At 48.0% G+C, this 14,560-nt stretch carries 9 protein-coding genes; all 9 read right to left on the bottom strand.

What is annotated here, in order from left to right:
• Nucleotides 1–57: 57 nt before the first annotated feature.
• On the bottom strand, nucleotides 58–504 hold the full coding sequence (locus ACZMIG_RS02055; protein WP_053399240.1) for a lipocalin-like domain-containing protein: 447 nt from the start codon (nucleotides 502–504) through the stop codon (nucleotides 58–60).
• The gene (locus tag ACZMIG_RS02050; RefSeq protein ID WP_487888953.1) at nucleotides 492–1,958 is read right to left on the bottom strand and encodes a capsule assembly Wzi family protein; all 1,467 of its coding nucleotides are present in this window, start codon (nucleotides 1,956–1,958) and stop codon (nucleotides 492–494) included. Before ACZMIG_RS02050 ends, ACZMIG_RS02055 begins: the two co-directional genes overlap by 13 nt.
• 583 nt (nucleotides 1,959–2,541) lie before the next feature.
• Complete coding sequence (gene hutI / locus ACZMIG_RS02045) at nucleotides 2,542–3,783, bottom strand: imidazolonepropionase (RefSeq protein WP_487888952.1); 1,242 nt, start codon at nucleotides 3,781–3,783, stop codon at nucleotides 2,542–2,544.
• Nucleotides 3,784–3,819: 36 nt separating this feature from the next.
• Nucleotides 3,820–5,304, bottom strand: coding sequence for a histidine ammonia-lyase (gene hutH / locus ACZMIG_RS02040; protein ID WP_482684007.1), 1,485 nt, complete (start codon nucleotides 5,302–5,304; stop codon nucleotides 3,820–3,822).
• 241 nt (nucleotides 5,305–5,545) lie between these two features.
• Complete coding sequence (hutU, locus tag ACZMIG_RS02035) at nucleotides 5,546–7,564, bottom strand: urocanate hydratase (RefSeq protein ID WP_053399237.1); 2,019 nt, start codon at nucleotides 7,562–7,564, stop codon at nucleotides 5,546–5,548.
• 56 nt (nucleotides 7,565–7,620) lie between these two features.
• The gene (gene ftcD / locus ACZMIG_RS02030; protein WP_302331194.1) at nucleotides 7,621–9,336 is read right to left on the bottom strand and encodes a glutamate formimidoyltransferase; all 1,716 of its coding nucleotides are present in this window, start codon (nucleotides 9,334–9,336) and stop codon (nucleotides 7,621–7,623) included.
• A 1,331-nt stretch (nucleotides 9,337–10,667) separates the two neighbouring features.
• Complete coding sequence (locus tag ACZMIG_RS02025) at nucleotides 10,668–11,687, bottom strand: type I phosphomannose isomerase catalytic subunit (RefSeq protein ID WP_125104575.1); 1,020 nt, start codon at nucleotides 11,685–11,687, stop codon at nucleotides 10,668–10,670.
• An 11-nt stretch (nucleotides 11,688–11,698) separates the two neighbouring features.
• Nucleotides 11,699–11,902 carry a hypothetical protein gene (locus ACZMIG_RS02020; protein WP_487888951.1) on the bottom strand — a complete coding sequence of 68 codons (204 nt, stop codon included), beginning with the start codon at nucleotides 11,900–11,902 and terminating at the stop codon, nucleotides 11,699–11,701.
• A 768-nt stretch (nucleotides 11,903–12,670) separates the two neighbouring features.
• Nucleotides 12,671–13,840: an ATP-binding protein gene (locus tag ACZMIG_RS02015; protein ID WP_487888950.1), complete on the bottom strand. Its 1,170-nt coding sequence runs from the start codon at nucleotides 13,838–13,840 to the stop codon at nucleotides 12,671–12,673.
• Nucleotides 13,841–14,560 lie beyond the last annotated feature (720 nt).

Genomic DNA, 14,560 nt, shown 5'->3' with positions numbered 1-14,560 from the left:
ACGCATCAGATATAAATCAACAATGCAGCTGAACCATGATGTCTTTTTCAGGACAAATCAGAAGCGCGTGAGCTGCAGCGTGGCATAATCAGAGCGCAATACAAGATTGTCGCCGTCGGCAACCACCACATCAAAGGTTGTCTCAGTAGAATTGATTCCGAACGGCAGCAGGTCTTCCACGGTAGCGTCAACGCCGTTGTCGCTCGTAGCAGCCCTCTGCTTAAAGTCTTTCATCACCACCTTTGTCTCTCCGTCCTCATATCCGAAGCGACCTATGTATGTGCCATAGCCGTTTGGACCCTGCTTCTCGGACACCTCAACCACGTATCTCGTTATGCTGTAATAAAGGCGCGTACACTCGTGCATGCGTCCGTCGGCCCTCGTCTCAAAGCGTTCCAGTTTCCAGAATCCTTCTATATCGCTGTTTACAGGCTCCTTAAAGTCGCAGCCCGCCATAGCCAGAGCCATGACGGCAGCAACGATCCATCCTATTATCTTGACCATAAAACTCCTGTTTTGGTTATTGTTATCATGCAGCCCATGCTGTCGCCTATATAGCTGCCCTTGTCGTATCCGCAGGCCAGTCTGAAGTTCCATCCCGCAGCTTTACGCGGACTGTATGCCACTTCTGCCAGCGTGCTTCCCTGACGCATCATGCGGTCGAGCGGCACTTTGTATGTTCCCCAGTGGCGCATGTACGACAGCAGCAGGCGATACGACCACTCGTCAGACGGATTGCCGCCAATGCCTATATGGTGGGCCTTTACGCGGTTGCTCCTGAACATATTGGTTCCGTCGGCATTATATATTGGTCCGGGCAGAAACGGATGGCCCATTCCCATACCCCAGTGCTGCCAGTTGTAGTCGTGGTTATAGTAGTTGTCGCCGCCGCTCATCTGTATCTCATGAAACGAACCGCCAACACCGTCATAAAGCAGCGGTCCGGTCTGGTCGGTTGTGCACAGCCCTTCCCACAGCAGAGTGGACACAAAGGGATTCTCCGGCAACGTTAGTTCCACGCCTATATGCCCGTCTTTCCAGCGTCCATACTGCCACGTGAGCTGCGAGTGGTCGTCGAAATAATGCTCGTAATAGCATCTCAGCTTCCATGTCGGCGCCGTATAGTTGAGCGCAAAGTTCCAGCTTCCCACATGGTTGCCCTCCACGTTCTGCAGCGTGCTCTCCTGTATAGGTATGATGGCCTTCAGATATTCTTTTATCCCGCCGGGCATCTTTGCCACACACGTTGTGGTTCCGTCGTCATTCTTGCGCCACTTGCTTCCGCCAAACTGTGCCGCCTCGATCATTCCGATTTCCATCGTAACTGGTATCTTCTTTGGATTTCCCACTCTAAGCATGGCCGACTTGCTGTGATATATCACGCCTCTGGTGAACGTCTCGCCTGGCTTTACAAAGTCCGACCGCCAGTCGCCGTCTGTCAGCCATCCGTAGCCGAAATGAAACTTGGCAGCCACCCATCCTTTGGTGTAAGGCAGATTCTGATATTCCTTCACCTCAAGACGCACCTGCGGCACAGGACGTGCCCCTGGACCTTCTACCATCATGCCGCTGCTTAGCCCCATGTTCTTGTCCAGCGGAAAGGCTTCGCGCTCCTTGCTGCCTATGCTCAGCGTTATATTGCGCCATGACACATCGACAAAAGCCTGCTGAACGACAAAGTCTGAAGTCTGATTAACGGCTCCGGCCAAGTCGAGTCCTGCCTCCAGACGCCAGTCGGCACCCAACTTTCCGGCATAGTCTACACCCGCTCTGAGATATCCGCTGCACGGCTCTACACCAGACAGGCCATAGCGGTTGGCCGTAAACCACATAGGGGCATAGTCGCCCGTAGACACATTGGCCGATGTCTCCAGCTTATATCTAAGCGTGTCGCCTCCGGCAAATGCCGCGGCAATAGGCAACATACTCAGCAATAATAACAGTTTAAGCGATTTCATCAGAATTAATCTTTCACCTTAACTAAACACCTTGATGCTCTTTATCTAAAAGGCATGCTACATATTATAAATCTAGTTATACCGTTGTCCTGCAAACATCCATGAGCCTTCTTTACGCAAGTATTAAGGCAATTAACATGCCCTTTCTCACCAGACATGGCACAGTTGTCCTATTGTTACAATAAGTCAAGATATGCAGGAATGGTTTGAAGGACACCAATAATCTAGTTACATTTGATTTTCAGGGCGCAAAATTACAATAAAAAACCTGACAGATAAAAATATTTTTGTTAAAAACATAGTAATATTTTTAAAATATACGCACTTGTATGCTTGCATTTTGCACACTCTACTTAACATAATCGGGACACATTCTGCTCACGCACATTACAAAATGCTATATATCGACACTACACAAACGGCACAAGCTAAATAAGAGACAAAATAAAAGCAGCCACGAACAATGGCTGCATATAAGACAAAAAGTGCGCAATGCGGCATAACACCTTATGCCGCGATTGCGCAAAAGCTATATTTATTACTAACATCTAATACTTTCCGCAGGCTGTTTGCCGGCCTGTGGTCAGAAGCCTATTTCCTGCCCTCGGGCAAACACGCGGCGTATCACAGGCGACGTGTAGGCATAAGGGATGTAGTCAATCGAAGGTATCGGCTCTGTTATAAAGAAGTTAGCCACCTTGCCCACGGCTATCGAACCGTAGTCGCGGCTGAGCCCCATAGCATAAGCCGAGTTTATCGTGGCGGCATTGATGGCCTCTGCAGGCAGCAGTCTCAGCTTGATGCATGCCAGAGACACAATAAACTTCATGTCGCCCGACGGAGTTGATCCGGGATTATAGTCGCTGGCAACGGCAACGCCAAGTCCGGCGTCAACCATCTTACGTGCCAGTGCATAAGGCAGATTAAGGAAGAACGACGTGCTGGGCAGCACCGTAGGCATAGTGCCGCTGCCGCGCAGCAACTCTATCTCCTCTTCGGTCATGCTCTCCAGATGGTCTACAGACAAGGCATTGCGCTTCACGCCTATCTCTACACCGCCCGACGATGCCAGTTCGTCGGCATGTATCTTGGGCAGCATTCCCCATTTTGCTCCGGCCTCAAGTATGCGGTCGGTCTCTTCTGGGGTAAAGAAGCCTTCGTCGCAGAACACGTCTACATAGTCGGCAAGATGCTCGCGCCCTACCTCTGGTATCATCTCCTCTACAACAAGACGTACATATTCGTCCTGGGTGTACTGGCGTCCTACTGCATGCGCACCAAGGAAGGTAGACACCACCTTTATAGGTGCCGTCTCCTTTATGCGCCTTATCACGCGCAGCATCTTCAGCTCGTCTTCGATGTTAAGGCCGTAGCCGCTCTTTATCTCAACGCAGCCCGTACCCTTCATCATCACCTCGCGCACACGCCTCATGGCCTGCTCATAGAGCTGGTCCTCTGTCATGGTGTGCAGCAGGTCGGCAGAGTTGAGTATGCCTCCGCCGCGTTTGGCTATTTCGGCATAGCTCAGGCCTCTTATCTTGTCGACAAACTCGCCCTCGCGGCTTCCCGCATACACTATGTGGGTATGCGGGTCGCACCATGACGGCATCAGCGTTCCGCCTTCGGCGTCGACAACGGTGTCTGCAGCAGCTTCAGCATCCGTCAGACTGTCCATCGTGCCGAATCCGGTTATCAGTCCGTCTTCGGCTGTCAGATAGGCGTCGTTTATCTGCTCCAGCGTCTGCATCTCGCTGCCCTGCAGCCTCAGCTTGCCGTGCCGGTCTATTCCGGCCAGTGTCTTTATATTCTTTACAAGCAGTCTCATCGGCTTGATTATTTTACGTTTTCCTTGGCGTCATGCTTATTCGGCATGCTCTCTCAGGAAGTCAATAGAGTTCTTTATGTGAGGATACATCACTTCGTCGTTCACGATGAACGGCACTACCTTGCGGTATTCATCATGCAGCTTCTCGATTACAGGCGACGACTTCAGCGGACGTCTGAACTCAAGAGCCTGAGCAGCATTAAACAGCTCTATTGCCAGCACACGCTCCGTGTTGAGCACCACCTTATAGAGCTTTATTGCAGCGTTGGCACCCATGCTCACATGGTCTTCCTGACCCTGGCTCGAAGGTATGCTGTCTACTGATGCAGGCGAGCACAGATTCTTGTTAAGGCTTACTATTGACGCAGCTGTGTATTGTGTAATCATAAATCCGCTGTTTACGCCTGGAGTTGCAACGAGGAAACTTGGCAGGTCTCTTGTGCCCGACACGAGCTTGTAGATTCGTCTTTCTGAGATATTAGCCAGTTCGCTCAGTGCCATTGCAAGGAAGTCCATAGGCAGTGCGATAGGCTCTCCGTGGAAGTTTCCGGCAGAGATAATCAGGTCTTCGTCAGGACATACAGTCGGGTTGTCTGTTGCCGAGTTGATTTCAGTGTCGATCACTGACTTAACGTATGCCATTGAGTCCTTGGCTGCGCCATGAACCTGCGGAATGCAGCGGAACGAATACGGGTCCTGAACATAAGATTTGGGCTTCTCTATTATCTCGCTGCCCTCAAGCAGTTGCCTCATGTTTGCGGCTGTCTGTATCTGGCCCTTGTGAGGTCTTACCTGATGTACGGCGTCTGTGAAAGGAGACACCAGTCCATAATATGCGTCGAGCGACATGGCAGCAATCTTGTCTGCCCATTTGCTCAGGCGTTCGCCCTGCAGCAATGCCCATACGGCAAACGAACTCATGTTCTGTGTTCCGTTGAGCAGAGCCAGACCTTCTTTAGATCCGAGCTGTATCGGCTCCCATCCGTTTTCTTTCAGCATCTCGGCTCCTGTCATCACCTTACCCTTATACTCTACGTCACCGAGTCCTACGAGCGGCAGACAGAGGTGTGCCAGAGGCACAAGGTCGCCGGATGCGCCAAGTGAGCCTTGCATGTAGACAATAGGATAAACATCGTTGTTGAAGAAGTCGACAAGTCTCTCTACAGTATCAAGCTTGCAGCCTGAGTAGCCATAGCTCAGCGACTGTATCTTCAGCAGCAGCATTATCTTTACTATATCGTTAGGCACGCGGTCGCCTGTGCCGCATGCATGCGACATCATCAGGTTTATCTGCAACTGCGAAAGCTGGTCGTTGCCGATAGACACGTTGCAGAGAGAGCCGAATCCTGTTGTTACGCCATAGATAGGCTTCTCTGTCTCTTCTATCTTCTTGTCGAGATATTCACGGCAGCGTACGATGCGCTTGCGTGCGTCTTCACTAAGTTCGAGTTTATAACCTTTTTCTATTATCTCACCGATACGTTCAATCGTGAGATGTTCTGCTGATATTTTGTGAATCATTGTGTATTTAAATTTAAAGTTATGTGTGTGTTTAGGAGTTAAAGGAGTTAGAGTAGTTAAAGGAGTTAAAGTCATATGTTTTGTGGACACACAATTATAAATTATAATTCATAATTGACTAACGCCTAATCTTGTTTCATAATCAGGACATTGTTTCTTAGTCCTTAATTATTTACTTAATTACTTCAAGGCATTTGACTTTAACTACTTTAACTCCTTCTAACTACTTTAACTACTGAATTTACTTCACTGCGTTATCTATTATCTCATCATCCACGAAGTTAGGCATCGTAACCTTCAGGTTCGGGGTGCGTTCCATTTCGCGCTCAATGCTGTGTATAGAGCCTTCGTTGCGTGCCCAGCTGCGGCGTGCAATACCGTTGTTTACGTCCCAGAACAGCATTTCGCGTATGTGGCGTGCGCTGTCTTCGCCTCCGTCTATCATCATGCCGAAGCCGCCGTTGATAACTTCGCCCCAGCCTACTCCGCCACCATTGTGGATAGATACCCATGTGGCACCTCTGAACGAGTCGCCTATAACGTTCTGAACAGCCATGTCGGCACAGAACTGCGAACCGTCGTATATGTTACTTGTCTCACGGAACGGAGAGTCTGTTCCTGATACGTCGTGATGGTCGCGGCCAAGCACTACCGGACGTGTTATCTCGCCCTTCTTTATTGCCTCGTTGAATGCCAGAGCTATCTTTGCGCGGCCTTCGGCGTCGGCATACAATATACGTGCCTGTGAGCCTACTACGAGATGGTTGCGGCCGGCCTCCTTTATCCAGTGGATGTTGTCTTCCATCTGGTGCTGTATCTCCTCCGGTGCTGTCTTGCATATCTCCTCGAGCACTTCTACAGCCAGACGGTCGGTTACAGCCAGGTCTTCGGGCTTGCCTGATGTACATACCCATCTGAACGGACCGAAGCCGTAGTCGAAGAACATCGGACCCATGATGTCCTGAACGTATGAAGGATATCTGAACTTGCCGTCGGCAGCCATGATGTCGGCTCCAGCACGCTCTGACTGCAGCAGGAATGCGTTTCCGTAGTCGAAGAAGTACATGCCGCGCTCTGTCAGCTTGTTGATTGCAGCAACCTGCCTGCGCAGAGATGCCTGCACACGTTCACGGAACAGTTCGGGATTCTCTGCCATCATCTGCTTCGACTCCTCAAATGTCATGTCAACAGGATAATATCCTCCTGCCCACGGGTTGTGCAGTGATGTCTGGTCGCTACCAAGGTCTACCTTTATGTTTTCTTCTGCCAGACGCTCCCACAGGTCAACCACGTTGCCCACATATGCCATAGACACAGTCTTGCGCTCCTCTACGGCCTTTCTTATTGCCGGTATCAGTTCGTTCAGGTCAGAGTGCAGTTCGTCCACCCAGCCCTGGTCATAGCGCTTCTGTGCAGCCTTGGGGTTAATCTCGGCAACAACGCTGACCACTCCGGCAATGTTTCCAGCCTTAGGCTGTGCACCTGACATACCGCCAAGACCTGACGACACGAACAGCATGCCGTGTATGTCCTTGCGGCCCGGTTCTTTCTTCATCTGCATGCGTGCAGCGTTGAGCACGGTTATCGTTGTGCCGTGAACGATGCCCTGCGGACCGATATACATATACGATCCGGCTGTCATCTGTCCATACTGGCTGACGCCAAGTGCGTTCATGCGCTCCCAGTCGTCGGGTTTTGAGTAGTTAGGTATCACCATACCGTTTGTAACAACCACTCTCGGAGCATTCTTGTGCGACGGGAAGAGTCCCAGCGGATGACCTGAATACATCACGAGTGTCTGTTCGTCTGTCATCTCGCTCAGATACTTCATAGTCAGCAGATACTGTGCCCAGTTCTGGAATGCGGCACCGTTGCCTCCGTATACGATAAGCTCATGAGGATGCTGAGCCACTGCCGGGTTCAGGTTGTTCTGTATCATGAGCATGATGGCAGCAGCCTGTTCCGACTTGTGCGGATACTCGTCAATGCTGCGTGCATACATGTCGTATGTAGGTCTGAATCTGTACATATATATGCGTCCGTAGTCGCGCAGCTCGGCAGCAAACTCCGGTGCAAGTGTCTTGTGGAATTTCTTAGGGAAATATCTCAGGGCATTGCGCAGTGCAAGCTTCTTTTCGTCTTCTGTAAGTATCTCCTTACGCTTTGGCGCATGGTTCACTTCTTTGTCATACTCACGCGGCTCCGGCAGCACGTCTGGTATGCCGGCACGTATCGCCGCCTTAAATTCCTCGTTTGTCATAATATTTAGGATTTTTCTGTTGTTTATTCGTTATGTTTCTCCCGGTCTTGCCTCAATCAGTTTCCGCTGATTACTCGCCCAACCATCTGCATTATCTCAGCCTCCTGCTTTGTAGCCTCAGCCATCAGCGCCTCAGCCTCACCTATCAGCGCCTTGGCTGCATCCTGGTCTTTCAGCGACGAAGCGTTTATCTTGACGTTCAGTCCTGCACCCATCACGGCTGCTCTTGCTGCCAGTGCGCCAACGCCTGCGTCAGATACGCTGTTCGGGTTGCCGGTCTCTACCATCGCCCTGCACAGTTCGAACACCTGTGCCGATGTCTTCATTGTCTCCAGCGGCACCTGTGCAGCAAACAGTGTTGCCTTCTGTATAGCCTCTGAGCGCAGCTGCTTCTCTTCGTCTGTTCCTTTCGGCATTCCGAAGGCTGCCATTATGCGGTTAAAGGCCTCTGTGTCGTCGTCAACGAGGCGCAGCAGCTCTGTCTCGAGCACCATGCCCTTGTCTGCCCACTGGCTGAACTCGTTCCAGCGGTCGTCCCATCCGGGTTTGTGTGCCGACAGGTTAGCCACCATCGTTGCCAGCGCGGCCCCCAGTGCTCCCATGTATGCAGCCACTGATCCGCCGCCGGGTGCAGGAGATTCTCTTGCTGTCTCGTCAGCAAATCCCTTCACTGTCAGCGCCGTCAGTCTCTTAGCCTTCTTCTGGTCGGCCTCGAGCAGCATCTCCACAACCTTCTCCTCGGGTACAAACGGACGCAGGTCGTCGAGTCCCATCGACTTCACGGCTATATTCATTATGTCTTCTTCGGGAATACCTGTCGATCTGTGCTGTTTCTCAAGGAAATACTTGCCGGCGTCTACAATAGAGCGTTTTGGCACAAGACCAACGATCTCTGTTCCCGTTACTCTCAGTCCTCTGTTCTGAGCGCAGCGGCACACCTCGTCGAATGCCACGTGCAGCGGCGTAACGTTGATGTTAGTTATGTTCATTGACACCTGTGCGATGCCGTATTCCTCGATAAACCATCCTATGGCCTTTGTCGACTTCAGCGTACCGGGCTGCATTATCGTCTTTCCGTCTGCGTCTTTCTTCACCTTGCCTGTTATCGGGTTGCCTTCGCGCACCGGTCTTCCCTTCTCTCTCACGTCAAAGGCCACTGCGTTTGCCCTGCGTGTAGATGTGGTGTTAAGGTTAAAGTTTACGGCAATCAGGAAGTCGCGTGCTCCTACAGCCGTACATCCCGTGCGTGCCACGCCCTCATCAAAGGGTCTTGCACCGAAGTCGGGAGCCTTGTCGGCGTCGCCCATCTTCTCCGGCAGCGCCTCATACTCACCGGCTCTGCACACGGCCAGATTGCGTCTTTCAGGTTTCAGAGCGGCCTCTTCATAGCAGTAGCATGGTATCTGCAGCTCGTCGGCAATGCGCTTTGCCAGTTTTCTTGCCAGCTCGGCACACTCTTCAAGAGTTATTCCGCTTACCGGCACCAGCGGCAGCACGTCTGTAGCGCCCATACGCGGATGAGCACCATGATGCTTGCGCATGTCTATAAGTTCACCGGCCTTCTTAACAGCCTTGAAAGCAGCCTCGACAACAGCCTCGGGCTCACCAACAAAAGTAACCACCGTGCGGTTAGTAGCCTCACCCGGGTCAACATCGAGCAGTTTTACGCCGCCGGCTTCCTCAATCACATCGGTAATCTGTTTTATAACATTCTTGTCGCGTCCTTCGCTGAAGTTGGGCACGCACTCCACAATCTGTTTTATCTTTGCCATAGTATTATTAAAATATTGTATAGTTTCTTTATGTTTTTCTTATTAGATGCATGGCAGAATGTTGCTGCCGGCCGTCGCCTCAAAGACGCCACAACATGCCGCAAACCTTCTCTCTGCCTTTACAAAGATAGGATTTTAGAATAAAAGTCGCAAAAAATATGGGTTAAAAATACAAAGATTATTTCATTAAATTTTAAGGCCGGCCGCCGCCTCATGCCGCTTTAAAATATCAATTTAAAACAAAAGACGGCGATATCAAAACACTATCCCCACTCATTCACAGAAACAGCTTTAAACATTGCAGTTTACAGCCACGATTACTTACAATACGCCATTTCATCTTTCATCATACATTTATGCCGCCAGACGCCATCAGTCCTCACATTTTTAGTCTTTTTTCAGCGCATCATGTCCCGTCATCACGCCCTCACATCTGACACATTTCTCATTCCTCACCCCATAATCACACAAAAATAAACGGCTCTTCATCCGAAAAGCCGTCAACGTCATATAATAACATAACAATTTGCATCCCGTCCCCGTTCGTCATACCATCCATGTCATAAGGAGTTAAAGGAGTTAGAGAAGTTACCGCCAACAGAGTTGGCTAGTAGTTAAAGCAAAATGCCTTGTTGATTCGCACTACGTTGCTATTGTTCCGGCTGATTTGCAATCTGCCGGAATTGAATATAAGAAACGAAGTTCAGCGCAGCTAATTTCCTGATCCGCTTAAAATACCGCTAATTTAAGTGAAAAATGAAAAGTTAAAAATCCAATAGCCAATGTTAGCATAAAATTGTGATATAATGTGAAATAGGAAGTTAGCGGATTAAATAAATCCTTATATTCAATTCCGGCGGAGCACAGATCCGCCGACACAATAGCAACGTAGTGCGTCTTACGAAAGTGAAAAAGTTAAAAGTGAAAAACGAAAAATCCAAATGTATTGTGGTTTCTACTTGTAAGCATTACGTTTGCAATTGGATTTTTCACTCTTCACTCTTAGTTCTTAACTTAAATATGCTCCTAGCTCACCTTAGTGAGCGATAACTTCTCTAACTACTTTAACTCCCAAAAACAATAGCACAGATCCGCCGGAACATTAGCAAACGTAGTGCGTGCGTTTCGTCGATTATTGTCAATTGTATTACATCGAATAGAATCAACAAGGCATTTGACTTTAACTACTAGCCAACTCCGTTGGCGATAACTCCTTTAACTACTTTAACTCCAAATGATAATACCAACAAATCACATGGATTTTTCACTTTTAATTTTTCATTTTTATTTGCGCTCCGCGCCTGCTCTTCCCTCTTCACTCTTCACTTAAATCAGTAGTTCTTATTATCAATATACACCTCGAGCAGCTTCGACACGCGGTCTTCGTTGTTCGGCACAACGTCCATGTCGGCCACGCAGGCAGGCACGAGACAGCTCATGCCCTTTGTCAGATGCACCTGCTTTATCTCAGGCTCCTCGCCTTTCCACGACCTTATCACGATGTCGCTGCTGCCCTCAAGACACATATACACCACGAAGCTGTCATACTTATACAGCTTTCTGTGGAAGGCACGGTTCACCTCCAGCAGCTTCACCGTAAAAAACCTGTTCTCCGCCAGCAGCACCGGATAGTTCATCTTGCGCGTGTAGTGCGTGCGGTAGTCGTCCTCCACCTTATAGTCCAGCGCCTCCGATGCCAGCGCCGTGTGCAGTGCCCTCGGCTTGCCGTCAAGTCCCGGACGGTTATAGTCGAATATGCGGTATGTCAGGTCAGAACTCTGCTGCACCTCAGCCAGCAGCGTACCGCTGCATATCGCATGGATGCGTCCCGACGGAATGTAGAACACGTCGCCCTCCTTCACGTCGTGCGATGCCAGCACGTCACAGATGCTGCCGTCCTCTATGCGCTTGCCGTATTCATATTTCGATATCAGACTCTTAAAGCCGCTGTAGAGCTTAGCTCCCGGCTTTGTGTCCATAATATACCACATCTCCGTCTTGCCGAACGAGTCGTGATATTTACGTGCCATCTCGTCGTTGGGATGTACCTGTATCGACAGGTCCTTCGCAGCGTCGATAAACTTTATCAGCAGCGGAAACGTCTCGCCGTACATGTCATACACCGTGCGTCCTATCAGTTCTTCCTTATATTCCGTCACAAGTTCGTTAAGCTTGCGTCCCTGCAGCGAGCCATTGCCCACTACCGACTCCTTGCCCGGCACGGCACTTATCTCCCAGCTCTCGCCTATAGGCGTAGGGTCATTGTCTTCTATGCCCTTAAGTTTCTTCAGCAGGCTTCCGCCCCATATTTTCGAAAAGAAGTTGTTTCTAAATAATAATGGATAAAGCATGGTTTAGTTATTTAATTGTTAGTATTTCTGTTCAATCTTACGGCGAGCCCTGTCGCCATATCAACGCGCCATCCGCCCTTCATGCAGCCTGCATCTCCGGGCTTCACCACGCCATACAGTACATCCGCGATAAGTCTCAGCACACACCACGCCCGCCGTCCTTTGCCGGCTTGCCCATCAGTCACCAATGTCTGGTTGCAGAATATATAATACATTTCTTTCATAGTGCCAAAACAATTTATTAACAGTCCCGAAAACTTATCCGGACATTACAGAAATGCAAAGATAGTGAAAGGTGAGAGCAATACAAAATGAAAAAACATAATTTTTTTATTTTTATTGCCGAGCCGCATCCTATCTTATTTAAAGATAGTGAAAGATAATGTAAATCGAAGGCAGAATCGTCAAGCGTGCTTGAACGTTATGCTGAGATGCAGCTTATCTTCTTTTAAAAAAAAGGTGAGTGAAAAGACAAATAAAAAACGCAGTTTTTATTTTTGACTTTTCCGAGCCGCCTCCTATCTTATTCAAAGATAGAACAAGGCGAGAGCAATACAAAATGAAAAAACATATTTTTTTATTTTTATTGCCGAGCCGCAGTTCGTGCGAATTGTTTCGCACGAAAATGAAAAATTAAAAAAGTAAAAATTCATGTGCATTATGGTTTTTTTGTAGGAGTTAAAGTCAATTGCAAACGTAGTGCTTATTTAAGTGAAGAGCAGGCTGTAAACACAAGTAAAAATTAAACAGCATTACTCAGGGTTGATTGTAGGGACGTACCCCAGGTGCGTCCAACTGATAAAACCCTGTATTTCAACGATTTACGATATAACAAAAATGCTAAATGAAAGGTGGACGCACCTGGGGTACGTCCCTACATTGCGCCACTAGGGAAACAATCCACTAGTCTTGTGGCTATCGTTCATAGCGCGACCGAATCGCCAACCTAACGCAGTTCAGCGCAAGCTAATTGTGAATTACCATTAGTAGTTAAGTCCGAAAGCCCAGAGAGGTATCACGTTTGCGTATCCGCTTTCAATATCGTCTTTCACGATGTAGCCGTCGTCTGCACTTTCTATCTGTTTTTGTCCTTTTTTCCGTCCTCCAATTTCAAACACCTTGCCGTCTATCTCAAAATCTGAGATGTCAGAACTTCTCACGTCGTTACATACCCTTGTCTGGTTCATAAAGAACGTCTCTCTTACGTTTCCTATATCAGCACGTTCCGGTGCAAGGGTATAAATCAGGTTCGTGTTGTCAAGATACAGTTTCTCCACTTTGCCTAGGCCTCTCAGTCCTCCGGTTGCATTACGCAGCTGACTTATCATTCCGGCACGTTCCATGTATATCAGATAGTCAGGAATGTCATTTCTGCTGATACCAGTAACATCAGCCAGTTTCTGCATCACAGGCTTAAAAGGAACACTTTTAGATACAACCATTATCAGACTCTTCAGTTTTCTGCCCACAGATATGTTGGTCTTTATGTGCATTGGTATGTCTATTTCCATCGTCTGGTTTATCACCTGCATCAGCTCAATTTCAAATTCAGCGTCGCGTCCGAACGGATAATAGCCTCTTTTAAGATAATCATGAAAAAGTGGAAGGGGATGTTCTACACCACTAATCACTGCTTTGTGCGTAAGTATGTCTTTCAGACTGTAAACTGGTACGTCTATACCATGAAATAGGCGCAAATATTCTCTGAACGACAACCCCTGCATCTCATAAATAGGCATACGTCTGCTAAGATCTGCCATGCCCTTATAAATGTCAAGTATCGAAGAGCCGGAGATCACAATCTGCAAGTCGTCATAACTGTCATAAATCTGTTTCAGCTCTCTCGACCATCCTTCATATTTGTGAATCTCGTCGATAAACAGGTGTTTGCCTCCCATCTTTACAAAACGGTCAGCCAGGTCAACAAGTTTGTGTTCTGCAAAATAAAGATTGTCAGCCGATACATACAGCGTATCTTTTGTGTCCAAATTCTGTTTGATATATTGCAGCAGCATAGTAGACTTGCCTACGCCTCGTGGGCCGACAAGTCCGAAAGCTCTACTTTCCCATTTTATCTGGTTATATTTATATCTGAAAAACTCCACCGGAGTATTTTTCAGTTTTCTATAGAAAAATTCATACAGCCTTTCCATACCTATCCTATTTTATATCATGACAAATATACTGTATTTTACAGAAATTGCACAAAATAAATGCAGAATTCTGCCAAAATTGCATGAAATAAATGCAGAAATCCATTAAACTTGCACGAAATAAATGCAAACATAGTGATTGTTTAAGTGAAAAATGAAAAGTGAAAAACAAAAAATCCAATTACAAACGTAGTTCTTGCGATAAGAATCAACATGGCATATGACTCTAACTACTAGCTCACCCAGGTGAGCGATAACTACTTTAACTACTCTAACTACCAATAACAATACCAAACAATGCACATGGATTTTTCACTCTTAACTCTTCACTTCCGCCAGGCGTTTTTCACTTTTAATTTTTCATTTTTAATTGCGCAAGCCTGCTTGCGCTCAGCGCCTGCTCTTCGTTCTTCACTTAAACAAGTGGTATTTTAATCGGATCAGGAGATCCTGATATTCAATTCCGGCGGAGCGCAGATCCGCCGGCACAATAGCAACGTAGTGCGTCTTACGAAAGTGAAAAATGAAAAGTGAAAAACGAAAAATCCAATTGCCAACGTAGTTCTTGCGATAAGAATCAACATGGCATATGACTCTAACTACTAGCTCACCCAGGTGAGCGATAACTACTATAACTACTTTAACTACCTAGAAACGAAATAGGAAGTAATCGGATTAAATAAATCCTTATATTCAATTCCGGCGGAGCGCAGATCCGCC

The sequence above is a fragment of the Xylanibacter sp. genome (genome assembly GCF_057607445.1).
This window is presented reverse-complemented; position numbering and strand designations above follow the sequence as displayed.